21 protein-coding genes and 1 pseudogene are annotated in these 26,126 nt (G+C 44.9%); all 22 read right to left on the reverse strand.

From position 1 onward, the window contains the following. Positions 1 to 6 precede the first annotated feature (6 nt). Complete coding sequence (locus R50912_RS29890; RefSeq protein ID WP_231637733.1) at positions 7 to 951, reverse strand: hypothetical protein; 945 nt, start codon at positions 949 to 951, stop codon at positions 7 to 9. A gap of 13 nt (positions 952 to 964) precedes the next feature. Next, on the reverse strand, positions 965 to 2,239 hold the full coding sequence (locus R50912_RS29895) for an ABC transporter permease (RefSeq protein WP_042240037.1): 1,275 nt from the start codon (positions 2,237 to 2,239) through the stop codon (positions 965 to 967). Then, positions 2,236 to 2,964: an ABC transporter ATP-binding protein gene (locus R50912_RS29900; protein ID WP_052416757.1), complete on the reverse strand. Its 729-nt coding sequence runs from the start codon at positions 2,962 to 2,964 to the stop codon at positions 2,236 to 2,238. The genes R50912_RS29895 and R50912_RS29900 overlap by 4 nt, the downstream gene beginning before the upstream one ends. A gap of 2 nt (positions 2,965 to 2,966) precedes the next feature. Further along, on the reverse strand, positions 2,967 to 4,688 hold the full coding sequence (locus R50912_RS29905) for an alkaline phosphatase (protein WP_156123505.1): 1,722 nt from the start codon (positions 4,686 to 4,688) through the stop codon (positions 2,967 to 2,969). Positions 4,689 to 4,915: 227 nt separating this feature from the next. Beyond that, positions 4,916 to 6,928, reverse strand: coding sequence for an NAD-dependent DNA ligase LigA (gene ligA / locus R50912_RS29910; protein ID WP_042240045.1), 2,013 nt, complete (start codon positions 6,926 to 6,928; stop codon positions 4,916 to 4,918). A 76-nt stretch (positions 6,929 to 7,004) separates the two neighbouring features. Next, complete coding sequence (gene pcrA, locus R50912_RS29915) at positions 7,005 to 9,362, reverse strand: DNA helicase PcrA (protein ID WP_042240049.1); 2,358 nt, start codon at positions 9,360 to 9,362, stop codon at positions 7,005 to 7,007. Between the two features lie 222 nt (positions 9,363 to 9,584). Continuing rightward, positions 9,585 to 10,295 (reverse strand): heptaprenylglyceryl phosphate synthase, encoded by a 711-nt coding sequence (locus R50912_RS29920; RefSeq protein ID WP_042243610.1) that lies wholly within the window; start codon positions 10,293 to 10,295, stop codon positions 9,585 to 9,587. Positions 10,296 to 10,514: 219 nt separating this feature from the next. Continuing rightward, positions 10,515 to 11,381: a phosphatidylinositol-specific phospholipase C/glycerophosphodiester phosphodiesterase family protein gene (locus tag R50912_RS29925; protein WP_042240051.1), complete on the reverse strand. Its 867-nt coding sequence runs from the start codon at positions 11,379 to 11,381 to the stop codon at positions 10,515 to 10,517. A gap of 121 nt (positions 11,382 to 11,502) precedes the next feature. Beyond that, positions 11,503 to 12,903, reverse strand: a complete 1,401-nt coding sequence (locus tag R50912_RS29930) for an undecaprenyl-phosphate glucose phosphotransferase (RefSeq protein WP_042240053.1) — start codon at positions 12,901 to 12,903, stop codon at positions 11,503 to 11,505. After that, positions 12,900 to 13,799: a glycosyltransferase family 2 protein gene (locus R50912_RS29935; protein WP_042243612.1), complete on the reverse strand. Its 900-nt coding sequence runs from the start codon at positions 13,797 to 13,799 to the stop codon at positions 12,900 to 12,902. Before R50912_RS29935 ends, R50912_RS29930 begins: the two co-directional genes overlap by 4 nt. Positions 13,800 to 14,153: 354 nt before the next feature. Continuing rightward, positions 14,154 to 15,167, reverse strand: coding sequence for a glycosyltransferase family 2 protein (locus R50912_RS29940; protein ID WP_042240056.1), 1,014 nt, complete (start codon positions 15,165 to 15,167; stop codon positions 14,154 to 14,156). Between the two features lie 442 nt (positions 15,168 to 15,609). Next, positions 15,610 to 16,470: a dTDP-4-dehydrorhamnose reductase gene (rfbD, locus tag R50912_RS29945; RefSeq protein ID WP_042243614.1), complete on the reverse strand. Its 861-nt coding sequence runs from the start codon at positions 16,468 to 16,470 to the stop codon at positions 15,610 to 15,612. 8 nt (positions 16,471 to 16,478) lie between these two features. Beyond that, the gene (gene rfbB / locus R50912_RS29950) at positions 16,479 to 17,501 is read right to left on the reverse strand and encodes a dTDP-glucose 4,6-dehydratase (RefSeq protein ID WP_042240058.1); all 1,023 of its coding nucleotides are present in this window, start codon (positions 17,499 to 17,501) and stop codon (positions 16,479 to 16,481) included. Positions 17,502 to 17,576: 75 nt separating this feature from the next. Continuing rightward, positions 17,577 to 17,906: pseudogene (locus tag R50912_RS29955) on the reverse strand (dTDP-4-dehydrorhamnose 3,5-epimerase family protein); the annotation flags it as partial. Positions 17,907 to 18,067: 161 nt separating this feature from the next. After that, a complete protein-coding gene (locus tag R50912_RS29960) occupies positions 18,068 to 18,415 on the reverse strand; it encodes an EamA family transporter (RefSeq protein WP_042240063.1) in 348 nt (115 codons plus the stop codon). Positions 18,416 to 18,449: 34 nt separating this feature from the next. Then, complete coding sequence (locus R50912_RS29965) at positions 18,450 to 19,523, reverse strand: Gfo/Idh/MocA family protein (protein WP_042240066.1); 1,074 nt, start codon at positions 19,521 to 19,523, stop codon at positions 18,450 to 18,452. Positions 19,524 to 19,534: 11 nt separating this feature from the next. Next, positions 19,535 to 20,692 (reverse strand): glycosyltransferase family 4 protein, encoded by a 1,158-nt coding sequence (locus tag R50912_RS29970; RefSeq protein ID WP_052416758.1) that lies wholly within the window; start codon positions 20,690 to 20,692, stop codon positions 19,535 to 19,537. Between the two features lie 85 nt (positions 20,693 to 20,777). Continuing rightward, complete coding sequence (locus R50912_RS36535) at positions 20,778 to 21,146, reverse strand: DUF2304 domain-containing protein (RefSeq protein ID WP_042240071.1); 369 nt, start codon at positions 21,144 to 21,146, stop codon at positions 20,778 to 20,780. A 10-nt stretch (positions 21,147 to 21,156) separates the two neighbouring features. Then, positions 21,157 to 21,858 (reverse strand): glycosyltransferase family 2 protein, encoded by a 702-nt coding sequence (locus tag R50912_RS29980; RefSeq protein ID WP_042240075.1) that lies wholly within the window; start codon positions 21,856 to 21,858, stop codon positions 21,157 to 21,159. Positions 21,859 to 21,870: 12 nt separating this feature from the next. Beyond that, positions 21,871 to 23,343 carry a DUF2142 domain-containing protein gene (locus tag R50912_RS29985; RefSeq protein WP_042240078.1) on the reverse strand — a complete coding sequence of 491 codons (1,473 nt, stop codon included), beginning with the start codon at positions 23,341 to 23,343 and terminating at the stop codon, positions 21,871 to 21,873. After that, the gene (locus tag R50912_RS29990) at positions 23,340 to 23,903 is read right to left on the reverse strand and encodes a hypothetical protein (RefSeq protein WP_042240081.1); all 564 of its coding nucleotides are present in this window, start codon (positions 23,901 to 23,903) and stop codon (positions 23,340 to 23,342) included. Before R50912_RS29990 ends, R50912_RS29985 begins: the two co-directional genes overlap by 4 nt. After that, positions 23,884 to 26,115 carry a glycosyltransferase gene (locus R50912_RS29995; RefSeq protein WP_042240085.1) on the reverse strand — a complete coding sequence of 744 codons (2,232 nt, stop codon included), beginning with the start codon at positions 26,113 to 26,115 and terminating at the stop codon, positions 23,884 to 23,886. The genes R50912_RS29990 and R50912_RS29995 overlap by 20 nt, the downstream gene beginning before the upstream one ends. Positions 26,116 to 26,126: the final 11 nt, after the last annotated feature.

The following is a 26,126-nucleotide window of genomic DNA, read 5'->3' on the forward strand; positions in this document are numbered from 1 at the left end:
CATGTACTATAAGTTTTTGAATGAAGCATCATATAGACGGAACATGGTTTTGTAGCCTGACTCATCAATCTTGATACCTACATCCAGACGGCCCGATATTTCCAGCGGACCGGAAGTATGACGGAGCTTGCTGCCTTCAGGGACAAAGACGATCATAATCTTGTTCCAGTAGGTCTCATCACCATTATCAAACGGGCACTCTGCACCCGGTTCTGGAATAAGGAGAAACCAGTTCTTTTCAAAAGAAAGGACTTCGCCCATAAAGCCCTTGATCGTAACGTGGCTGCCGCTTAGATCCCAGAACTTCTCTGAGGGCCGGGTCTGATCGTCACCGTCAAAGAAACCGTTCCAGTCAATATCAGTCTTCCCTGCAGGGGCTGCTGCCGCTGTATTCGGCGTATTGGCAGGCTGTGCCGGGCTGGACGCCGGGACATCGCCGGCTTTAGCTGCTGCTGGCTCAGCACTAGGATTCCCCGCGTCCTTTACCTTTGCCGGTTGCCCGGGTGACGGCTGCGGCTTTGTGCTCTCCACAGGAGAAGGAGATGCAGAGCTTGTGACAGCATCATCAGCAGTCTTCTTGGGAGACTCCTGAGCCACAGCAGATTCAATTGCCGAAGTTGCAGAAGGCATAGCTAAAGGTTGGGACGTGACACCCGCTTGAGCCTCTGCTATCTCAGATCCGGAGTCTGCATTTGTTGATTGCACTACCGGAGCATCCTTCACAGCAGGGGAGGGTGAGGCCGGAGCCCGGGCAATTTGAGAAGCTGGTTGCGGGACATCCGCCGCTTGTGCTTCCGTTGCTGGCTCGTCCGTTCTATCTGATGCCTCTACTGCCGCAGCAAAGGATTGTCCGCTGCCCTCCGCTGCGTTGTTCTGTCCGCAGGCCGGAAACAGCAGCAGACTTATGACGGATGCCAATATCAGGATCATCCTTCCCTGTACTCGTATCAAGTGTGTATCCCTCCTAAGATTTGAACAAAGCGAGCGGATGCATCCGGTACATCCGGAATGCCGGCCCCAGTGAGGACAGCAGACCAATGGCAATGGCGCCAAGGACGATATACCAATGCTCCGGCGTCCAATGGAAAGACTCTATTTGAATACCTGCCTGCGAGAATAACATATCCTTCAGCAGGTAGGCTCCGAGATGACCCAGCAACAGACCGGTGATCAGTCCGGTTACCGTCACGAGCAGGCCTTCAGTGGTTAACGTCAGCCATACATAAACCCTTGATTTCCCGAGAAGTCGTAAAATCCCCACATCCTTGGTCCGCTCTGAGGCAGCTGCAATCATGGATAATAAAATGGCAATGCCGGCGAGCAGCACGCAAATAGCCGTCAATACACCGAGCAGCCGGGAGCCCTGATCTACCGCATTCAGCACATCGGAGACCGCCTTGCTTGTATAAGCCGCCTGAACACCATTGCTGCCGTCAAGCGCCTGCTTCAGATCATGAGCTCCAAGCAAGCTGGACGGTTTGACCAGCACAGCAGTAATCTCCCGCTCCTCAGGTGCCAGCCCATGCACAGCCCAGGCGTAGTCCACGGTCGTAAACACCGCACGGTCATCCGGGGTGTGAAGTTCAGGGAGAATGCCTGCAACGGTGTATTGGAAGCTCTCGTGCGCATGCTCCTCGTCATGTTCTCCTCCATGCTCTTCGTCCTCCACATGTCCAGCTGCTTCCTCAGTCCCATGATCCTCCTCATGCTCCGTTTCTGCCCCCGCATGACCTTCGTCCTGCACAAGCCCGTGTGCCCCCGTAAAGGTATCTCCTACTTTCAGTCCCAGGGCCCGGGCCACATACGAACCTATAATCGTCTCTCCGGTATGTCCATACATCGTGCCTTCCTGAAGCTTGCTGTCACCATACCGGGTAAAGAAATAACCGGAATCCAGCCCGACAATCGGATAACCTTTGAAGTTATCTCCTGTTGTCATCGCAAAGGCTACATCGACAGACAGATCCTGCTTCGCTTGATCCAGAACTGCAAGCGGAATGTTCCCCGTGGGCGCACCGATATGATAAAAAGTATTGAGCACCAGCTGAGTCTCGCTGCCTGCCGCTCCTATAACAAGGTCGAATGGCCCATAGCCTTTCTTCGCCCCCTGCTCCACGCTCTCGCGGGATAGTGTCAGCAGAACGATAAAACCAACAGTGATGGCCACTGCACATACGGTAAGTAAGGACAGGAACCGCCGGTGCAGCACGTTGCGGAGGGTCAGTCTAAACAGACTCATAACGTCACCTTTTCCCGTTTCCCGAGAGGGACCTGCTGCTTAGGCAGTGCATCCCGGTGCACTTTATTAATCTCCTGAATGTTCAGACAGCGCGGGAAACGGTCCGCCATATTGAGATCATGTGTTACAACGATTAGAGTATGGCCGTGAGTCCTACTAAGGTCCAGCAAAAGCGAGGAAATCTCATCTGCAGTCTCCCAATCCAAGCTGCCCGTAGGCTCATCAGCCAACAGCAGCGGCGGCTGATTCACTAATGCCCTTACAATTGCAACCCGCTGTTGTTGTCCGCGCGACAGCTGGGAAGGAAGATGCTTGCTGCGGTCCGCCAGGCCCACCTGTTCCAGCAAGCTGTCAACAATCTGCTTCCTCTCCTTATGCGGAAGCCGCGAGGTCATAGCAATCTCGACATTCTGCCTGGCTGTCAGCGAAGGAAGCAGATGAAAGTCCTGCAGCACATAGCCGATAGCAGAAGCCCGGAAAGCATCCCGCTTCGACTCTGTCATATTGTGAAGCGGTTGGCCGTCCACAACAATCCCGCCGCTGTCCGCACTCATCATTCCGCTGATTAAATGCAGGAACGTGCTTTTACCGGACCCGCTGGGTCCGGTAATGGCTACGTGTTCTCCTTTTTCAACATACCACTGGGGGATATCGAGAATCGGCACAAATCTTCCGTCTACTTTGAACTGTTTTTTCAAATCCTGAATTTGGAGCAATAAGGCCACTCCTATCTCAATAGAATACGTTCAGACAAAGCATCCCAAGTTAAGGTTGTGCCCTTCAGCTGGTTGAATGCACTAAGCGGCAGGTACAGCACGCCATTATCAATATCTACTGTGTACGATGCTGCCTTGCCGTTCAGCTTGGCTGTCTTATCCGTCAGGTTAACATCAATCGTATTCTTCGCAAAAGTCAGCTTAGCAGCGGCTGTATCCCCTTTATAGGTTCCTCCAAGCGCTTTGGCCAGAGCCTCTGCCGGGTAGAGCACCTCATTGTCACGGCTGATTTTAAACTTCGGATACACATATTTGGACTGCAGCTCTGCCGAACGCTTATTCAAATCGATACCCAGTATACCTGCGCCTGCCGTTGCGATTTGAGTGTTGTCTACCTGACCTTTCACCTTGTCCGCAATTGGACCATAAGCCCAGACCCCCACATCCACAGCCGAGTGTCCGTGACCAGACCAGCCTACCAGCAGACGCTTGGAAATCACCGCATTATACGCACCTTCACGTTTGTAAGAAGAACCGTCGCCATTCATGATCTGAGTAACTTCCTCTTCAGAGAGATCCGTAATCCATGTATTCGCCGTCACGATACTGCGGATCTCTTCCGGTGTCTGTGCCGCTTCAAGATCTGCTGCCAAACTTTCGGAGGAATGCTTCTGCTTGTTCCACAGATCGATGTTGATCTCGTAAATATTGTCGCGCGAGAGTGACAGGCCGCCTGTTTCATGGTCAGCAGTGACTACCACCGAAGTGTTGCCATTTTTCTTCGCAAAATCAATGGCTGTCTTGAATGCAGCATCAAAGTCGAGCGTTTCCTGAACAAGCGTCGGCAGATCGTTGGCATGACCGGCATGGTCGATACGCCCGCCTTCAATCATCATGACAAATCCGTCTTTATCCGTAGACAAAATATTCAGCGCTTTAGAGGTCATCGCCGCCAGACTCGGAATTTCTGCAGTCCGGTCCGGGACATAGGCAACATGCGAGCTGCCGAACAAGCCCAGCACCTTGGTGTTTTTGGAGGTGAGCGCATTTAAGGCCGAAGTATTCTCAACCACAGTGTATCCTTTGGCTTTGAAATCAGGGAGGATGTTCTTGTCTGTGCGTTTACCCTTCTCATCTTTGGTTACAAAAAACTGCTTGCCGCCGCCCAAAAGAACATCTACGCCGCTCTCCAGATATTGCGAGGCAATCGCCGATTCATTATCACGGCTGCGGACATGAGAAGCATAAACGGCTGGTGTAGCATGAGTAATCCGTGCGGTGGTTACAAGGCCGGTGGCTTTGCCGCTGCTCTCAGCTGCTTCTATAATAGAAGCAAATGGTTTAGATACGTCCTCGTTAGAGACGCTGATGCCTGCATTGTAAGTTTTATGGCCTGTAGCAAATGCCGTACCGGCTGAAGCCGAGTCTGTGACGATCCCGGACACGATTTTCCCGCCGTCCTCACCGCGGTCTGCATATGTAGTTGCTTGTCCAACGTAGTAAGGATCGAGGTTCAGATGATTGACGCTTTTGGTGTATTGTTGAAAATATCTGGCCGCAGAAATTTGGGCCGGACCCATGCCGTCGCCAATCAGAACGATAAGATTTTTGGACTGGGCTTTTGCAGCTCCCGCTGTACCTGTCGCACTCTGCGCTGCTCCAGCGAGCGTCGCCCCCGAAACTACTGCTGCCGCCAATCCTCCAAAGACAATGCCCTTCATTAGCTTTTTCATCATATACCCCTTCCTCATTATGGTGATTCTTACCCAAGCATACCTTGGGAAGGTTATCCAATTGTCAAAATAACTACGGTATTGTATTAAATTATCAGTTACTCATATATTGCTATAACGTTTATCCGGAATTCTTTCACACAGAAAAAGCCCTGCAACCTTCGCTGCAAAGCGAATGATTACAGGACTCTATGGGTTTAACTGGTTATTTGGGAATGTCTGCTTACCTACATCTCCAAAAGCCGGATCAGTTCATCTTCATCCTCAATGACCTGAATGCCGAGTTGCTGCGCTTTAGCCAGCTTGCTGCCTGCCTTCTCGCCGGCAATGACCAGATCGGTTTTCTTGGAGACACTGCCGGACACCTTAGCCCCGAGAGCCTCCAGACGCTCGGCCGCTTCCTCGCGGGTCATTTTCTGCAGAGAACCGGTCAACACAACGGTTTTGCCGCTAAAGAAAGTATTCGTACTGACTACACGCGGAGCTTCGGGCGCCTTAGCCTCTACACCCAGCGCCAGCATGCGGTTAATGCTTACAACCACAAACGGGTCGGCAAAATAATTCACGATGCTCTCCGCTACAATCCCGCCGATATCCGGCAGACCCGCCAGCTCCTCCGCCGTTGCGGACATTACAGCTTCCAGACTGCGGTAGTGGTCAGCCAGCATTCTGGTGGTAGCCTTTCCGGTATTCGGGATACCGAGGGCATATAAGAAGGAAGCGAGATCCCGCCCTTTGCTCTCTTCCAGTGCTTGGAGCAGATTATCCGCCTTCTTCTCCCCGAAACGGTCCAGCTTCACCAGTTGCTCGAAGGTCAATTCATATAGATCGGCCGGCTCACGTACACTAAGCTCTTCATGCAGCTGAGCAGCCGTCTTCTCACTGAATGTCTCAATATCCATGGCATCGCGTGACGCGAAATGCGTGATCCGGCTAACAATCTGAGGTTTACAGTCCAGCTTGTTGTTGCAGAACAGATGCGCACCGCGCATCTCCAGCGGGAACCCGCAGGCCGGACAATTCTCAGGGAAAATAATCTCCCCGCCGTCACTCTCTTCCGTCACCTTGCCCAGAATCTCCGGAATCACATCATTGGAGCGGCGGATGAATACCCGTGTGCCCAGCGCGAACTTCAGGTTCTTGCGTTCAATGTCTCCCACGTTGTTAAGTGTGCAATTCTGCACAGTAACACCTGCCAGCTCCACAGCCTCTACCCGTGCCAGTGGCGTCACTTTGCCAGTACGGCCTACGTTCCAGCTGACCGACTCCAGGATTGTCGTGGTTTCTTCCGCCTCGAATTTATAGGCAACCGCCCAGCGGGGGAACTTATCTGTATAGCCTAGTGCTTCACGGATCCGGAAATCTGTCACCTTGATGACTGCCCCGTCAATCAGATAATCAAGGCCGGAACGGCTCTCTTCGATCTCAGCCAGCTGCTCGGTAACGTCATCGAAATTACTGAAGTAATTGAGATACGGGTTGACCTTGAACCGGTTGCTGCGAAGGAAATCCATCATTTCCTGGTGATCGGCAAACTGCACACCCTCCGAGTACCCCACATTATAAAAGAAGGCATTCAATCTGCGGTCTGCAGTCATCTTCGGATTCAGGTTGCGCAGTGCGCCGGCTGCACCGTTACGTGCATTCTTCAGCGGCTCCGCCGCACGTGTATTATAGTCAGCCAGAACAGACAGGTTCATGATCCCCTCGCCCTGCACTTCGATCAGCCCTTCCTTGAACGGGATGTTCAAAGGAACGGATTTGATCGTCTTCACCTGAGCAAGGATACCTTCGCCTGTTACGCCGTTGCCCCGTGTTGCCGCCTGGACAAGTACGCCGTCACGGTAGGTCAGGTTCAGCGTTAAGCCGTCAAACTTCAGCTCCACCGCGTAACACGGGTCAGGCAGAGGATTCTCCGGATTCTTGGTATTGTAGTCATTCACCAGCTTCAGCACACGGGCGTTCCAGGTACGCAGCTGTTCAATGTTCTGCGCCTTGTCAAGACTCCACAATGGTGCCAGATGGCGGTGTGGCGTGAAGCCCTTCAGCAGTTCCCCGCCTACTCGCTGGGTTGGAGAATGCGGCAGTACAATTCCGCTCTCCGCTTCCAGCGCCACCAGCTTGTCGTAGAGCGCATCATATTCCTTGTCGCTGATCTGCGGCGCATCCATTGTATAGTAATGATAGTTATATTGATTCAGCTCGGCTACGAGCTCTTCCATCGTGAACATCATATCCATCCGGCACATCCCTCCGTCAAATAGGTTTCCTACGGTTAGCGTGATCCAAAAACACAATCGTTAATCGCAGCTTGCTTTATTCAACTTTGGTGATCGGTGCAAAACCGGCCAGCAGCCGCTTCACGCCCACCGGCGCCGGGAAGGCAATCTGCAGCTCCGTATCGTTGCCGCTGCCCTTCACGGCCACAACGGTGCCTATGCCCCATTTGCCGTGGGAGACCTTGTCTCCCGCCTTGAAGCCGGCGGACGCTGCGGCCCCTGCTCCCGGAGCGCTCTGCGCGCCTCCGGTCGTCACCACTACGCGGCCCGCGCCGGGCACCGCGCTCGCCGAGCTGCCGCTGCCGAAGCTGGCGGCACCGCCGCCTGCCGGCGCATTCCCGGCAGCAGCGGTGCGGCTGCCGAAGTTCCCGCGGCTGCCTCCGCCGAAGCCGCGGCCGCCGTAAGCACCGCCAACCTCTGCGCCTCCGCGCCGGAAGCGGTCTGATTCCTTAACGGTGTCTTCCTTCAGCTCCTCCGGAATCTCCTCCAGGAAGCGGGACGGCGCATTCGCGGTCGTCCGCCCGAACAGCGTGCGCATCCGTGCACAGCTGAGGAACAGCTGCTTCTCCGCACGGGTAATGCCCACATACGCCAGCCGGCGCTCCTCTTCCAGTTCATCATTGTCCTGGAAAGCACGGCTGTGCGGGAACACGCCCTCTTCCATCCCAATAATGAAGACGGTCGGGAACTCCAGCCCCTTCGCGCTGTGCATCGTCATCAGCACGACAGCATCGCTGCGCTCTTCTTCGTCATTCACGCTGTCAATGTCAGCGATCAGCGCCAGATCCGTCAGGAAGGAGACCAGCGACTTATCCTCGTTGTTCTTCTCGAATTCCATCGTTACGGACAGGAATTCATCGATATTCTCCAGACGGGAACGGGATTCAAGAGTATTCTCATTCTGCAGCTCCAGTCGGTACTGGGACAGTTCAAGAATCTTCTCTGTCAGCTCCGTTACCGAGAGGAATTCCACCATCCGGTGCAGGGCTTCGATCATATCATAGAACTCTACCAGCGTATTACGCGTCCGGCCGGCAAAGCCCAGATCATCCACCGTCTGCAGTGCCCGGAAGATCGATACTCCCTGGGAAGCCGCTGCTGCCGCCAATTTACCGACAGTCGTATCCCCGAGGCCACGCTTAGGAACATTGATAATCCGCGTCAGGCTGATATCATCATCAGGATTGGAGAGCAGGCGCAGATACGCCAGCAGATCCTTGATTTCTTTGCGGTCATAGAACTTGATCCCGCCGACGATCTGATAAGGAATATCCGATTTGATCAGAATTTCTTCTATTACACGGGACTGGGCGTTCGTACGGTATAGAATCGCATGATTCTGGTACGCCTGGCCCTGCTTCACATTCTTGCTGATCTCTCCGGTGACGAAGTATCCTTCATCATGCTCGGAGTCTCCGCGGAACACCTTGATCTTCGCGCCTTCGTCCGAATCGGTCCACAGCTTCTTCGGCTTGCGTCCGGTATTCAGTGCGATAACACCATTGGCTGCGTTCAGAATATTGGAGGTTGAGCGGTAATTCTGCTCCAGCATAATGGTTTTGGCTTCCGGATAGTCTTCTTCGAAATTAAGGATGTTCGAAATATCCGCCCCGCGCCAGCGGTAGATCGACTGGTCACTGTCCCCGACAACGCAGATCCGGTGATGACCCTCGGCCAGCATCCGGCAGAGCATATACTGCGCCCGGTTCGTATCCTGATACTCATCGACATGAATGTATTTGAACTTCTTCTGGTAGAAATCCAATACCTCAGGAACTTCCTTGAACAATTGGATCGTCTTCATGATGAGGTCATCGAAATCCAGCGAGTTATTGCTTCTCAGCCGTTGCTGGTACTTGGTATACACTTTGGCCACAAGGCCTTCAAAATAATCGCCGATCTTCTGTTCATACTGCGCCGGTGTAATCAGCTCATTCTTGTTTGTACTGATCACAGCCTGAATGGCCTTCGGCTCGAACTTCTTGGTATCAATGTCCAGATCCTTCATACAATTGCGGATAACGGATAACTGGTCCGTCGAATCCAGAATGGAGAAGTTCGAAGTGAAGCCGATCCGCTCAATATCCTTCCGCAGGATCCGCACACACATCGAGTGGAAGGTGGATACCCAAATATCCCGGCCCTCCGTCCCTACCAGCTTAGAGACACGATCCTGCATCTCCCGGGCGGCCTTATTTGTAAAAGTAATCGCCAGAATCGCCCAAGGCGGTGCCTTGCGGTTCGCAATCAGCCAGGCGATCCGGTGGGTCAGCACGCGGGTCTTACCGCTGCCCGCTCCGGCCATGATCAACAGAGGACCTTCGGTAGATTCTACAGCCTGACGCTGCGGAGGATTTAGCCGGCTTACGGCGTCTTGTATGTTAACAAGTTGCATGTGTGACATGCTCCTTTCTGAATATAAGCTTGTATAAACTGAGTTAAGATGTTTACTTAGCCTTAGTCGTCACTGCGGTGAATATTTGGACTTCCGGCCGCTGTTGTCTCCAGATTTCTTGATTGAATACCGCTTATTGCGGTTGAAATCCGGTGACAAAGGCGTTCGCTACCGCTCCTACAGTTCCTAATTTCCCCTCTGTTCCTTTCGGCTTTTATTAGTTTATAACCAGTCCAGCTGCGGCGTATTTCTCACTGCCTGAACGGTCAGCAGCGCCTGCTCCAGATCATAGTAAATAATATTGCCGACCACTACTGTATCACATAGAGCAGCTGCCTGCATGGCTTCTTCCTCACCTGTAATACCGCCTCCATAAAAAAGCTGGCTGTGCTCGACCATTGCCCTGACCTCACGCACAGTCTCCATATCTCCGAACCTTCCGCTGTACTCCAGATAAACCACCGGCAGATTCATCAGCTTGTCCGCAATCTGTGCATAAGCCGCTGCCCCGTCTGCGCTAAGCGAGTGGTCTGCTCCTGTAAGCCGTGCTACGGATGAATCGCCATTGAGCACAATGTAGCCCTCTGTCAGCAGCAATTCCCATGGGATCAGACTGCCGAACCGTTCAATTGCCCGGCGGTGATGGCCAAGAATCCATGAAGTATCGGCAGTGTTGAGCACCATGGGAATCATATACAGATCAAAACCGGGCACAGCGGCTTCCAGATCCGACACCTCCAGCGCACAAGGCAGATCATACTGCCGGATTCTCGAGAGAAGACTAACCGTATTCTCATAAGTTACACCAGTGGAGCCGCCTACAAGTATCGCATCGGTTCCCGAGAGACAGACAGACTCCAGCTCCCTGTCGGCAAGCTCCCGGTCCGGGTCCAGCTTGAACACATGCCGCCACGGCTTGATCATTTGCCGCATTCCATTCATTATCGTCCATCCTCAATGTTCATCTTAAGTAAACATTCTATTTCCATGTATTTCATAACAACAAATATACTCCTGCACACGCAAAAGCCGTATCTCTAGTCTAAGTCAGTACGAAGGCGGGTGTCAATTTAAAGCGAACAAAAATGCGAACATTTTTTCGCGTTTTTGGAGCGGCAGCTTTTGATGTACAGAAGCCCGCACGTTCAACTACTAGCGTATACCCTTGATCCGGCTTAAGTCGTCCTCAGAGACAAAATCGGTATAGAATCCGTCGACTCCCATCCGGGACAGCTCCGAAATTTCCTTCTCGTCATTCACCGTATGCACATAGACTCTTGCCCCGGCATTCTTCAGCTTCCTTACGAAGCTTTTGGTAGCTCTTACCGTCGGCATGGTGATGTCCACTCCGGTTTGACTGGCGAAATCAATGACCACTTCATCACTATCCTGTGTCTGATACAGCGTAAAGATCACTTCAGGAAAAGCATACACCCGGTTCACTACATCCAGCATATCTCTGCTGTATATCTGCGGAACGATCCGCTTGAGCAGAGCAGGGTCCCGCTTCTCCGCCGCTTCCACGATAAGCTGAAACTGCTTCTTTATCCGTTCCGGTTCAAGCTCCTTCGTGTCCGTTACAATATAGGCATCCGGGTAGATCACCATCAGGTTCATTATCTTCTCAATATCCAGCGGAGAGTAGATCTCCAGAACCGGACTGTTCATGACATCCTCATAATTCAGCACGGTCCCTTGCTTGGCGGCGGGAAGAACATTCTGCTGGCCCAGAAGCTTGCTCATATTGGCCGTCCATTCATGACGCGCAACGAGCCTGTCATCACTTGTCAGCAGCAGATCCGCCTCAAAAACCCGGGTTCCCTGCTCATAATTAGCGATAAATGCATCCAGCGTATTGGTATACGTAAAGTTATGAATTCCGCCCATGGCATGGGCTACAACTCTATGGGCTGCAAAGCCGGTAGCCGGCTGTTTCTCTTTTCCCCCAAGAGTGAGTACAAGCAGGAGTGCAATAGCTACGATCATAATGACGGAAGCGATAATCTTTTTTCTATCCATGATGGCAGGTTTCCTTTGCAAGTGTTAGAGTAGTTGGCCTGAAAACAAGAAGAAACGGCTGTGTCGTCCTCAGGGGGGCAGCAACCGTTTCTATGGAATAATATAGTATGAGACCGTTTCATTAATAAGCGTTCTTGAAGCCGTTGCGGATGGTTTTGGCGATGATCCGGATGTCGAACAATAGTGACCAGTTCTCGATATAGAAAATGTCGTGTTTGATCCGGTCCTCAATCGACGTGTCCCCGCGCAGACCGTTGCTCTGAGCCCAGCCGGTAATCCCCGGACGCACATGGTGCTTCACCATATACTTCGGAATCTCACCCCGGAACTGCTCTACAAAGTACGGGCGCTCCGGACGCGGACCAACCACACTCATCTGGCCAAACAGCACATTAAAAAATTGCGGCAGCTCATCCAGACTGGTCCGGCGGATAAATGTCCCAAAACGTGTACGGCGTGGATCTTCACGCGTACTCCAGCCCGTATCTACTTCGCCGTCTGTCTGCATCTTCATCGAACGGAACTTGTACATCATGAAGTTACGGCGGTTAAGTCCTACACGCTCCTGCTTGAAAATAATAGGTCCGGGCGAGGTTAGGCGTACACCCAGCGCTACAATCAGCATGACAGGAGACAACATAATAATGGCGAACAGGGAAAATACCAGATCAAACGCCCGCTTAGCCATTTTGTTCCCGGCCATATCCAGCGGAATGTCGCGTACGTTAATCATCGGCATCCCCGCAAAGTTATCGAAGTAAGGACGGGCCGGCAGGTAGTCGAAGAAGTCAGGGATAATCAGCGTCCGTACACCTGCCTTCTCGCAGGTAGCAATAATGGTCGGATATTTCGAATGGGCATCCAGCGGAAGCGCCAGAATGACCTCATCGACCGGCAGCATCTCCAGCATGCCTTCCAGCTGATCCACCGTGCCGAGAATCGGCTTATAACGCTCTTCCTCAATGCCATCCCATTTATGGAAGTCATCCAGGAACCCTATAGCCTCGTACCCCAGCTCAGGATACTGCTCCAGATTATTGTAGAATCTTTTGCCCAGTGTGCCTGCACCGAGAATTAGTACAAACTGGCGGTTGAATCCTTTTTCACGCAGCGATTTAAGCATCTTCTTCAGCACATAACGGTACAGCATAATGGAAAGAATATTGAAGCCCATATAAATAGCAAGGTATTGCCGGGATACATCGATCTCCTTCAGGAAGAACATCAGACCCAGCAGAATGAAGATGCCCATGGCGTGAACCTGAAAAATTTTAACGAATTCATCAATGAACCGTTTCTTGCGCTTTGGCAAATACAACTGAAGCACAATTCCGATCAGAATAGCGATGGCTCCGTAGATAATACTCCAGTAAGCATAGGACTCTACAGGAAGGGTCCTGTAGGATTCCAGCAAACCGCTTTTGAACTTCAGCCACCAAGCAGTCAGAAAGGCCACTTGAATAACCAGGAAGTCGGCAACCATATATAACTGTGTTAGAAACTTTTGATTACGGCGGATCATAATCTCACCTCAGCATTCGATTCATTGCGTAAACCGGCTTCCCCGGGGACTGTCAGACTCTGTGCTGGTGTTGGAACCTTACGTGGAGCAATCAGCGCATTGTGCAGCAGCGAAAGCGTGAACTTGACACCGACTCCCGCATATACCGCTCCGTTTATCATACTGTTGTACCGCTTGCTATAATGCTTCTTATGGAATAAAATCATCGCCCGGTGGAATTCGTACACGATCTTAAACGGTCTGCGGCGCGCACTGCCGCCCTTCAGATGCACGATCGATGTCTGCGGATAGTAATAGATCCCCCAGCCGGCCGCTTTGATCCGGTAACACCAGTCCAGATCCTCTCCATACATAAAGAACGTCTCATCCAGTCCGCCCACCTGCTCGATGGTCTCCCGCCGCAGCAGCATGAACGCTCCCACCAGACAATCTACCGGGTAAGAGTCATCGGGGTCCAGATAACCCAGCTGATAGCCGTTGAATCTTGGACGGTCGGGGAACAGCTTACTGAAGCCAAAAGCATAATAGAAGGAAGCGGACGGTGTCGGGAATCCTCTTTTACAAGCCTTATCCAGCGAACCATCCGGCAGTATCACCTTACAGCCAGAAGCCCCCAGATCCGGACGGCTGTCCATAAAAGCAACCATCGTCTCCAGCGTATCCTTGCGCACCACTGTATCGGAGTTGAGCAGCAGCACATATCGCCCTGAGGAAGCTTCCATTCCCTGATTATTGCCCTTGGCAAACCCTACGTTCTCTGAATTGGCGATCAGTAGCACATCCGGAAATTCCTTGCTTATCATCTCTACCGAGTCATCATGGGAGTTATTATCTATTAGAATAATTTCATAGGAGTAGCGGGTCTCGGAGTCATATACCGACCTCAGACAGTCCATCGTCAGGCGGCATGTATTGTAATTAAGAATGATTATGCTAACATCTACATTCACTGCTGTACTCTCCTGACAAATATAGTAATCTATCGACAATTATTATAACACAAAAACCTCCTTGATAGGCGGAGCCTGTTTAGGGAGGTTTTTACAGGTGTGAGGATAATGTGGGAGGAACAGTGCTATAAGATTGAACTTGTATTTTTTCTATTATCGGATTGCCGTGACTCCAAAGAATGTTTGGCCCTCCGGCCGCTGTTGTCTGCAGATTTCTCGATTTTCACCGCTGTTCGCTGTAGAAATCCGGGGAATAGAAGAATATTTTTCACAATCGGTTGAGTTCTCTTTCGTTTCGCTTCATAATCTCTGGCGCTTAGCCTTCTCCTGAATATAGCGGCGCTTGCGTTTCAAAGCGGCTCTCTGTGCGAAGAATGATGACCAGGCTCCCATTAACTTGGGTTCCTTCAATAACGAGTAGCCATGTGCTGCGATCTCGTAAGGCAGAGAATATAGTAGGGTAAGCAGCATCCTGCCGGAGGACTCGTTCTTGTAGATCATTTTATAACGGTTGATATATGAGATCCGCTTGATGAACATCGCCTTGCCGCTCCGTCCGGATGTTTTCCAGCCCCGTTCGTGGTAGCCTATAGCTTCCGCATCATAATAAGCTTGCCAACCAAACAATCCCGCGCGCCATGCCACATCCACATCTTCCTTATAGGCAAAAAAGTCCGCATCAAAAAACTCGCCTTCGACGCTAATATCCTCAATCATCCGCCGGGAGTACATCGCCGCCGCGCCGGATACGCCGAATACCACACCAGACTCGTTCCACAGATCAGCGGACTCTCCCGCTCCACGGTCAAACGCCCTGCGGGCTCTATTCATCCGCAGTCCCGTGCTGTCAACGAGTGAATGATCTGCCTTCAGCAGCAGTTTGCCTGTGGCACTGCCGATCTGGGGATTGGCTTCAAAGCAGGCGACTAGTCTGGATATATAATCCGGAGCCAATGTAAGATCGGGATTCAGCACCAGTACATAATCTGTATTTGTGCCGGCAATAGCCTGGTTGTGTGCGGGGGCAAAGCCGGTGTTGTGTTCATTTTCTAGGAGGACGAGAGATGGCATTCGGGTAATGCTACCTGCAGAACCGGCTACTCCTTGGACCGTTGTAGTTCCTCGGCCCGAGTTCGAATTAAGCCCGTGGTAGAACGCTCTGACTTTATCCGCCGAACCATCCGTTGAAGCGTTGTCCACAATGACAATTTTTTTGACCTGATAATCCTGGGCCAGCACGGCCGACAAGCATTCAATGATGTCATCTGCGCTGTTATAGGTAACGATATGTACACTGACTGTTTTAGGGTTCATGGGTGACCTCGAATTCCTGGTTCTTTAATGAAATCTATATTTATTATAGCGGAAAGAAGGTTGACAGGCTATGTTAAGCACATTAGAAGGTAATGTTAGTTACATAGTTATTGTAGTTCAACCCTATTGCTATATTGTCGCAGACAGCAAAAAACTCCTTACCGCATAAGCGATCAGGAGTTTCATTTGTTGCTATATAAGAAGTACTTTTGATTTGAACTTGAAGCTTAGTCGTCACTGCGATGAACATTTGGACTTCCGGCTGCTGTTGTCCCCAGATTTCTTGATTTGAACCGCTATTCGCGGTAGAAATCCAGTGACAAAGGCGGTCGCTACCGCTCCTACAGTTCCAAATTTCCCCTCCGCTTCTTTCGCTTTTTGTTCTTTTTTTAGTGCGTCTTATATAGTTAGTTAGTTCTTTCTGCAAATCCCGTGCCAGTGATTACTTCAGCTCCAGCAAAAAGTCTCTTAGACCTTCCCGCCATGGGCGGATGTCCTGGAACCCGTTGGTACGGATGGCCAGATGCTCCATCACCGAGTTGCGCGGGCGCGGCGCTGGTCGTGGAAACTGTTCGGTAGCACACGGCTCAAGCTTCGCTGTGAATTTCAGCCCCAGGATATCCTCTGCTTCCGCAAAGATCGCTTGGGTGAATTCATACCATGTGCAAGATTCACTGTTCGAGACATGGTACACTCCATACTTTTCAGTCTGGATAAGCTCAAGCAAGAATCTTGCCAGGTCCACTGTATAGGTAGGTGAGCCCTTCTGGTCATCGACAACCTGTAGCAACGGCTTTTCCTGCCCCAGCTTCAGCATGGTTTTCACAAAGTTATTGCCGTATTTGCCATAGACCCAAGAGGTACGTACGATATAGAATTTAGACGATAAAGACTGGACCAGGATTTCTCCAGCCCGCTTAGACTTACCGTAGATACTCTTAGGGTCTGTATTATCATATTCATGGTAAGGTTGAACCCCCATGCCATCGAACACATAATCCGTGCTGATATAGACCAGCTTAGCTCCAGCCTTCTCTGCGGCAAGAGCGACATTTCGGCTTCCGGTAGCATTGATCAGATACGCTGCGTCAACATCGGTCTCTGCTGCATCAACCGCTGTATGGGCCGCACAGTGAATAACTGCATCAGGAGCGAAAGCGCCGATGATCTCCTGGCACTGGTCCAAATCGGTAATATCCATCTCTTGACGATCACAGCCTAGTACCTCATAATCCTGGCCTTGGAGCAAAAGCATAAGATCCTGGCCTAGTTGTCCGGCTGAGCCTGTAACGAACACTTTCATCTTCGCCATTACAGTGAGTCCCCCAGACGGCTGCCGTACTGGAGTGCAGCATATTTCTGGTATTCTCCAGACTGAATGCGGGTCCACCATTCCTTGTTATTCAGATACCACTGAATAGTTTCCTTAATGCCAGTTTCGAACGTGTGCTTAGGCTTCCAGCCCAGCTCGTTCGTGATCTTAGTGGGATCTATGCCGTAACGGCGGTCATGTCCAGGACGGTCCTGAACATACGAAATTAACGAATCCGGTTTGCCCAGCTCCTGAAGTACGGTATTCACGATATGCACATTCGTCCGCTCATTATTGCCGCCGATGTTATACACTTCACCGTTAACTCCTTCATGAATAACCAGATCAATCGCGCTGCAGTGGTCCTCAACATACAGCCAGTCACGGATATTCATTCCGTCACCATATACAGGCAGCGCCTGATCAGCCAGCGCACGGGAGATCATCAGCGGAATCAGCTTCTCCGGAAACTGATAAGGACCGTAGTTATTGGAGCAGCGGGTAATATTAACCGGCAATCCGAATGTTTCGTGATAAGCACGAACCAGCAAATCCCCGCCCGCTTTGCTCGCGGAGTAAGGGCTGTTCGGTGTGAGCGGTGTTTCTTCAGTGAACAGGCCAGTAGCACCAAGCGATCCATAGACTTCATCCGTGGATACTTGCACGAATTTAGTTACACTGTATTTCTTGGCCGCATCCAGGAGCACCTGCGTACCGAGAACATTCGTCTTCACAAATATATCAGGCTCCAGAATACTCCGGTCCACGTGAGACTCAGCCGCAAAGTTAACCACTACATCCACACCGTCGCCGATCAGCGCATCCATCGCCGCTACATCGGTAATGTCCGCTTTGACAAACGTATAGTTAGGATGATTTTCGATTGATTTCAGGTTCTCCAGATTCCCTGCGTAAGTCAACGCATCAACGTTGACGATCTGGTAATCAGAATGTTGCTGCAGCATGTATATTACGAAGTTGCTGCCGATGAATCCGGCTCCGCCGGTAATGAGGAGTTTCATTTGTGTACCCACCTTTTACTAGAGAAATGATTTATGCTATCGATTCCAGAGCGGAACGATTCTGTACATTGAGTATTAATCAAAATTCAACTCTGCATCCTTCAATAACGGATGATGCTGATCTTTGCCAGACAACACTGGCTTCGTTGTCGGCCAGTCAATCCCAAGCGCCGGATCACTCCATAGTATGCCGCGGTCATTCTCAGGGGAATAATATTCGTCCACTTTATACAAGACTTGGGTGTTTGGCACGAGCGTGCAGAAGCCATGAGCAAACCCCTTAGGCACCAGCAGTTGCCGCTTATTATATTCACTGAGAATAACCCCGACCCATTGTCCGAATGTGGGGGAATTGCGCCGGATATCTAGGATCACATCATATAAAGATCGAGTCAGCACACGAATGCGGCACCCTAGTTTAGGCCTAACTCTACTGAAAAAAGTTAAAATTAATTAATTTAATGTATTATATATAAGCCCTTCATAACTGGAATATCACTTCTAATATTAATGAGCCAATAAAATCAACATATACAACCCTATTTGTCTTCTATTCACATAAAACTTTATTTAATATTCATAAAAATAACACCAATAAATATGATCCCTATCCCTATCCATTGAAAACTACTAATTTTTTCATTTAGGATGACTAAAGATAATGTAATTATTAAGATGTATGAGATTCCAGAAACTAATGGAGAAATATAACTGAGTTTAAATTTTTGTAGAATAATTATCCACAGAAAAAAGCTCATTAAATAAAATAAAACTCCTCCTACTAGCCATAAATCAATATGAATACCGAAAGTTCTATTTAAATAATTTATTTTTGTGTTTGATCCGCCTAATTTAATTAGTACCATCCCAAATGCTGATAATAAAAGGTAAAGCACTACCAAAATATAATTCATAAAAAAACTCCCTAAGAGAAAAATATATAATTCATTAATTAATATTGTATTTTTTGTGAACCTGACTGACAATTTCATTCATTGATTCAACATTTCTATACCCGCTCTGGCTATCTATACTGGGATCACTTTGACCCGTTTCAATTGCTTTAATAAATTTACTTATAACAACGTCATGACCGTATAATAATCTTCCAGTAAGCATTTTAAAGCCATTCATAATAGTTCCTTTCCAATGATGGAACGTCATCATCCATGATGTTGTAATTACATTTTTCGCTCTATGCTCTTCATCATTTGGTACCGTGATGACAATATCTCTAAAAAAATCATATATAAGTAACTTCTTTTCGCAAGAAATTATTAACGCCCATTCACAAATCGGTGAATTGAAATTAATTAGTAAATTCACAGGCTTTTCCCCTGCGATCATATCTGTGTTTAATAGCATAGGAGTGTTTTCGCTCTTATCCTTACCATAGAAGGCATTTGTATTGATTATTTCCACTTTCCCACCTAATCTGTCGAGAAGATAGAGGAAGTGTGCCGCTTCATCATAGAATAAACCAAGAGGAAGATCATTATACCAGACTGGTAGTCTTCGATTTCTATTCGTATATTGAACTTCAAAGAAAGAAATAATCTCACCAAATTCCCCTTTATTAATTCTTTTTTCAAGTTTCATAAAATTATCAGCAAATTGAAAATTATGCATAACATTCAAAATTAATTTATTTGATTTCGATATATCCCCGAGCTCTTTGGCCTCAGTTGTGTTCATTACCATAGGTTTTTCAATTAAGACGTGTTTATTTAGTAATAAGCAAGCCTTGGCGACTTCAAAATGATCTTGAGGCGGTATTCCTATAACAACTGAGTCTATATCTTTAAACCAGCTCAATTTCTCTAATTGTTCATAAATTCCCTTCCCCTTTTCAAACACATACGAATTAGTGATTTTGTTTTTTAATGATGTATTGTTAACATTTTTTTCAGAAACTCCAATAACTCCGGCAATATTTAAATTTTTCATTGTTTTTATAGCTGGTATATGCCTTGTGTTAGATATATTACCGGCTCCGATTATACAAATGTTATGTGTTTTCAAAAAAAAACCCCCTAGACATATTTATCAAGTTTATCAATTCGTTGCAAATTATTAATAAGGTTTGTTGCAGTTACCGACCAATCAAACTCAGCCAATACTTTTTCTCGAACATTCTTCGAAAGCATTACTCTATTTTTTTTATCCGAAATCAAGATATCTAGACCTCTATATATAGCATCATTATCCAATGGATTGATCAGAATACCATATGAATCATCTATTACTACTTCAGGAGTACCGCCCCTGGGTGAAGCCAAAATTGCACATTGATATAAAGCCGCCTCTAAAATAGATGTAGGTAACCCTTCTGGGAAATTAGTTGTTAGAACAAAAATATCTGAAGTAGTCATTAATTTCAATACCTCGTCATGTTCCATTCTGCCTAACAAACTAATCTTTTCTGTTTTCATTTTAATCACTTCAGAGTGTAATGGACCATCGCCCGCTATTACCAGACTTATATTATTATGTTTTGCACACAGTTTATTAAATGTATCTACTAGCGAAATAATCCCCTTTTCTTTGATTAATCTCCCAGCATAAGTAATTACTACTTCATCATTATCTATGTGCAGAAAATCCCTATAATTTTTGTGGCTTTTGATTTGGTAATTAACATCAATACCATTATAGAGAACATCTATTGCAGTAATCCCAAAGTGTTGAAGCCATTTATTACAAGCGTAAGATACACCATAAAACTCTTTTACTAGACGTTTGAGGAAAAAGGTAATCGTATGCTCATATATATGCCCAAAAAGGTCTAATAATTTATTATTGAGGGTAAAGTGCCCCGTTCCATGTTCGATAAGAATAACGGGTTTCTTTTCTCTTTTTGCAATTAATGAACCAATAATGGAATGTATATAAAAACGAGCATTAAGTATATAGTAATCAGAATTTTCCGCTTTTATCTTCTTAAGTATCTTTAAAAAGCTCATATTAAACTTTGGAAATGGAAGTCTCCCGTTTATAAATTTCAGTACTGGAAATCGATATACTTTAATCCCTTGATAAAGCTCATATTCAGGTGAATCATCAATATTTGAAGTTACTACTATGACCTCATAATTACTCAAAATCATTTTTTTCGCCAACTGCAAAGTATATGTCTCTATCCCTCCCAAATGCGGATAGAAATGGGCTGCAAACAAGCATATTTTTTTCAAACTATAAACACTCCTATATTCAAAGACCAGAATATTAAATTATTTTGTCGTGTTATCAGATAGGACAAATTCTATACACAGCCCTTTATTCTTCACACGACGAACTATTCTCCAACTCTTTGAGTCTTTTTTTCAACAAGCCCATTTCTTGTGATATTTGCCTCATTTTGTATGATTGATTGGATATTGAAACACTTAAGCTAAATATAATCATTAAACTAAAAATAATCCCAATAAGGAAAATGAAGTTTGATGGTTCCTGAAAACCAAGAAAAAAGGTAAAATAAAATGCTATTTTCGGAAAAACAGAGATGATAATCATAATTGATACAACCATGATCCAAAGCAAAGCATACTTTAATTGCAACTCATATTTTTTTATCATGTTAAAAAGTAATAATAAAAACAATACGGAAATTACAATTAAAAATATTTGTAGTTTTAATGGGAACATTCAATCACCCTTAGTTAACTTGTTGTTTTCTAGTAAAATCAATAAATATAGCCAACGTAACTTTAATCATATAGTATATCGACTTGAATGCTCTTATAGATGAAACCCCACCACTTCGCTCACGCATCTTCACAGGAATTTCCTGTATAATATAACCGTTTCTACTAAGTGCCATGATGGACTCTGGCTCTGGGAAATCCACTGGATAATGCTCAGCAAAATAATCAATAATTTTCTTATTACATGCTCTAAATCCTGATGTTGGGTCAGTTAAATTTTGTTTTGTTAAAGTATTCAGTAAGCGAGCGAAATATACAATGCCTAATCTTCTTGTAAGCGAAGATTGGAATCCCTCCTTGTTTATAAATCTAGAACCAATTACAAAGTCACATTTACTATTAATTATTGGATTGATTAGTTCTTTAATGTAACTCGGATCATGTTGCCCATCTCCATCAATTTGAATAGCAATATCATAGTTCATTTTTTTTGCGTAAATATAACCTGTTTGAACAGCCCCACCAATACCTAAGTTACAAGGCAAATTTATCACATTTGCGTTTGTAGCTTCGCAAACAGTCGATGTCATATCGGTCGAACGATCATTTATAATAACAATATCCAACAAATCTTTGTACATAGACATTTCATTAATCAAAGCTTCAATATTTTCTTCCTCGTTATAACATGGAATTATTCCCAAGACTTTCACAACTCACACTCCTCATATTTGAACAAAAGGGATCCAATAACGCAAAAGTATTATTATTATTGTTAATACTAATGAAAAAACTGTTACCCTTGGAACAATGAAGTCAATCATGTTATAAATCCCTAACGGCTTAAGTCCCTTATGCTTAATAAGGCCCATTTTAAAGACTGCAAAGCAAATGATTGAGATTGGAATAAAATATCTACCTTGAACGCCAGATATATATGGATATCCTACTCCACCAATATCATTCTTTGAAGTCCATATTATATACAAAGCTGTCTCTAACAAAGCGATTATTGATAAAGCAACCAAAGTAATAAATACCTTACTTTTAATATCAATCTTTATTTCTTTGCCCGAATTATCAAGGATAGAAGTGAAAATCAAAAAGATAAAATACAAAATAGTAAAAACATATGGGAAATTAGTATCTAACCACCCCAAATTCCCAACAAAACTAATAAAGTAAAATTCAGAGTTACTCACAACAGAACGAACTAAGATATGAATATATTCGAAAGGTGCACCCAATATGAATTTGATTTGCTCTGTAGAGTTGTTATCGGTAGATATGCTTCCCACACCTAACATTAAATTTGATAGAATACTCCAAATTAAGTAGGAGAAACAGCCAGAAGCTATGATTATAGAAAACCAGACATATTTTTCTTTTTTACTATTAAACTTAGAATATGGAATCAGTAGAAATAGTAGAAATAAAGGAAAATAAATTTGCTTAAATTGTATTATTATGATGGAGAAAAAAATAAATGAAAATAAATAATTTTTGTTTATCTTAGTAACGTTGATATCATAACAAACTTTAAACATCAATGATATAAATAAGAAGATAGTGCCTATTATAACTCCATCATAGCTCAATGATGCGGATAGACTGAATGTCATTGGCATTAAACAAATTAAAAATAGTGTATTTTTTAAAAAAGGAATCCATTTAATTGAAAAAAAACAAGCGATAAGATAAAAAAGTAAATTAAATATCCTACCCAAGTATAGATAATTTATAGGAGATATGTTGTTATTTAAATTAAAAATCGGATTATCGATAGTTAATTTCATAACCAACATCCCTATGGCCTGTGGTAAAAACAAAATTGGATTACTCCTTGAAGTTGAGTATTCAATAAAAACGTCAGATCCTTTGTTAACTTGAATATGGGAATCTATATATTGACTTTTATAAGCATACTTTGCATCTATATTTCCCATTAAATATTTCTGCTTATTTTCAAAATCAACAATAGCTTGTGGAATATAATTCCCCACTTGCCCTTCATCATTAATTTCAGGGAATAAATGAAATGATGCAACTAAAAATGCCTTTTTAAAATGACTATCTTCATCTGCTGCTTGTAGGGGAGGAATCAAAAACACAATTAACAAACCAAAAATCAATCCAAGAGAGAGAAATTTATATTCAAGTTTCATACTATTTCCCAATATCCCGCCTACTTCCTTCAAAAATTAATATTCCACTTTTCGCCAATATAATTAAATATTGTTCTATTATAAAACACTTTGAATGTCAAATCCCCATCCTGTCGAGATCCATTTATAAATAGAGAACCTTCCTTGTATGAATCCATACTACTTTTATATGCAGCAATTGATTCTCCTTTTCCGCTATCTAGCGATTCTATATACACATAATATTCTTGTTCTTTAGAAAATTTAATGGGAGGAAATCTAAAATCGAAAAACTCATTATCTCTTACACTATTTGCTTCAACAGATGTTTGATATATGTCATTCTTATCATTTATTCTTCTTATACCTATCTTTAACTTACCCTCGTTAACTCTCATAAAGGTAGCTAACTTTATAGAAACACCACTTAGATTATTCTGATGGTAAATGAATGACTGCCCCACTTCATTGCCTTGTGTCAATTCATTAACTGTTTTGTCAGCGACACTCTGTTCAATACTGTCTCTAATCACACCTATATTTCCAACGTATACGTAAATTATAATTAATAAAAGGATGACTAATAAAAATCGTTTAACCCATTTTAAGTTCATTATAATACTCTCCATATTCCACATTCGAGTTTTCATTATATTCGTATAGGGCCATCACTTCATTATACAAATTCCCCCATTCCCTGCTTTCAGCCGTCTTTACTCCAGCGCTTATAATTGAATCTCTAACTTCCTGATTGTTACACACTAATTCAATCATCTGATGTGCATTTGTTATATTACCTTGCTCATATAACAGACAATTTTCCCCATGCCTCAAATACTCAATGTTGCCAGCGTTTGGCGCTACTATGGCAACGCCACCTGTTGCCATCATTTCTAGAGGTGGATAAGAGAAACTTTCGAGTAAACTTGATTTAATTAATATATCACACTGGGAATAAATCAGGCCTACTTCATCGTAGGGAACCTTATTAAAAAATTTGTCTACTTTATACCAATCTTTAGGAGCTCCACTGTAAGAAAGATACCATATTTCAAACTTTTCTTTATCAAGAGAATTCACAATTTCAAAACTTTCATCAACATTCTTATAATGATCTTTAGAATTCCCCTCTACTAATATTTTCACTTTTCCATTACCAAAGTTCCTCTTTCTGAATTTAAATAGCGTTAGGTCGATTCCGTTAGGAGCAAATAATACAGATTTACCGAATTCCTTTTCCAACCAATCCTCACACCACTTCGATATAGTTATATATTTAAGATTATTGTAAGAAGTATAAGTTAAATTAGCCAGAATACGAGAATAATTTCCTGGTTCATAAAAGTCTGTTTCATAGTTTTGAACTAAATAGTATTTATCCTTTATTTTTGGGTAATTATTCAAAAAGGATGTTGTAGTCCAGAGTGTTGCTACACATTTTTCAAAGTATCCATGAAAAGCATGCCGATGATAAGAGATAGCGTTTATTTCACCATCTTTATTGATTATATTTTCATCTTCTTCACTCATCGAAATTATTGTAACATCCTTTCCAGATTCTCTTAGAATATTACAATGTTTAATCACCACATTTACACCACCACTTATTTGAGTGGACGGAAGTACAAATGCGATATTAGGATTGGTACATGATTCAATGAATTCATATAATTTATAACCAGTTTTAGAAGTCACCCATTGTTGTAAAACCTCTTTGTGAGCAGTCTTTCCGATTTCATTTCTATACTCCTTATTACTGATCAATACCGATAATTTCGTTTCCCATTCAGTAGCGTTGTCACATAATAAACCTGTAACTCCATCTTTCACCACCTCGGTAAAAGCACCTACGTTACTTGCCACTGTAGGTATTCCGACCAACGCAGCTTCCATCCATTTATTTTCGGATTTTGCTTCATTAAATGTACTGTTGACAAGCGGCGCTAAATTTATATCTACACTGGCTATTAATGATGGCAGTTTTTTCCAATCGGTGAATTTTTCGAAAATAATCCTATTTCTATATTTTTCAAGCTGTTCAGGTAAATCAAGAAATCCTACAACTTTTAAAAATACATTATCATGTTCACTAAAAATATTACTTATAGAAGGTAGTATCAAATCAAAATCCTCGTTGTGAGTTATGCTCCCGCTAAAATAACCCAATATGACGCGATTATCGTCAAATTCTCTAAGTTTCATTTTCATAGCATCCATTGACAATTCAATCATTTGTTCAGAGGCAACATTTCTATTTATAAATACATCTTTAACGTAAGATTTCAATTCATTCGCCAATCTAGCTGTTGTGGTTATGGCATAATCACACATAGCCAGCGTTTTCTGGGTACGATTCACACCGTCCATATACATTGCCATTTCTATTTCATTAAATGTTTCAAGGTGTTTAATTTGTTTTACATATTTATAGTCTATTACCAAGTCATCAATATCAAAGATTACAGTCTTGTTAAAATATTTTGCTCTAAGAATAAAGTCACCAATTGTCTCTGTATGTGGGCAACGAAAAAACACAAAAGTTCTATAATATCTAACCATATCAATTGTTAAATCTTCATAATAGATGCTATCACAAGAATATCCATTAAAATGCAACTGTTCTATTTGATGATCAATTCTGTATCTACTGGGATGTGGTAAAGTACAGCCATTTATGAAGAGAATATCTTTAAACGATGTATGATCTCCGACTCTTCTTTTCATTATTTTTCTTGAAGTATAACGAAGCGTCTTTCTTGTAAAAGTACTTAAACCCTCATACTTTATTGTTGAATATGTTTTTTTAAGCAAACCCTCAATAGTCACAACCAATCACC

This window comes from Paenibacillus sp. FSL R5-0912 (assembly GCF_000758605.1).
In the GTDB taxonomy this organism is placed as follows: Bacteria; Bacillota; Bacilli; order Paenibacillales; family Paenibacillaceae; genus Paenibacillus_AQ.

Coding starts and splice junctions, on each gene's coding strand:
- R50912_RS29895 (WP_042240037.1), bottom strand. CDS start 2,239: ATGAGTCTGTTTAGACTGACCCTCCGCAACGTGCTGCACCGGCGGTTC.
- R50912_RS29905 (WP_156123505.1), bottom strand. CDS start 4,688: ATGAAAAAGCTAATGAAGGGCATTGTCTTTGGAGGATTGGCGGCAGCA.
- ligA (WP_042240045.1), bottom strand. CDS start 6,928: ATGGATATGATGTTCACGATGGAAGAGCTCGTAGCCGAGCTGAATCAA.
- pcrA (WP_042240049.1), bottom strand. CDS start 9,362: ATGCAACTTGTTAACATACAAGACGCCGTAAGCCGGCTAAATCCTCCG.
- R50912_RS29920 (WP_042243610.1), bottom strand. CDS start 10,295: ATGCGGCAAATGATCAAGCCGTGGCGGCATGTGTTCAAGCTGGACCCG.
- R50912_RS29925 (WP_042240051.1), bottom strand. CDS start 11,381: ATGGATAGAAAAAAGATTATCGCTTCCGTCATTATGATCGTAGCTATT.
- R50912_RS29930 (WP_042240053.1), bottom strand. CDS start 12,903: ATGATCCGCCGTAATCAAAAGTTTCTAACACAGTTATATATGGTTGCC.
- R50912_RS29935 (WP_042243612.1), bottom strand. CDS start 13,799: ATGGACTGTCTGAGGTCGGTATATGACTCCGAGACCCGCTACTCCTAT.
- R50912_RS29940 (WP_042240056.1), bottom strand. CDS start 15,167: ATGAACCCTAAAACAGTCAGTGTACATATCGTTACCTATAACAGCGCA.
- rfbD (WP_042243614.1), bottom strand. CDS start 16,470: ATGAAAGTGTTCGTTACAGGCTCAGCCGGACAACTAGGCCAGGATCTT.
- rfbB (WP_042240058.1), bottom strand. CDS start 17,501: ATGAAACTCCTCATTACCGGCGGAGCCGGATTCATCGGCAGCAACTTC.
- R50912_RS29960 (WP_042240063.1), bottom strand. CDS start 18,415: ATGAATTATATTTTGGTAGTGCTTTACCTTTTATTATCAGCATTTGGG.
- R50912_RS36535 (WP_042240071.1), bottom strand. CDS start 21,146: ATGTTCCCATTAAAACTACAAATATTTTTAATTGTAATTTCCGTATTG.
- R50912_RS29990 (WP_042240081.1), bottom strand. CDS start 23,903: ATGAACTTAAAATGGGTTAAACGATTTTTATTAGTCATCCTTTTATTA.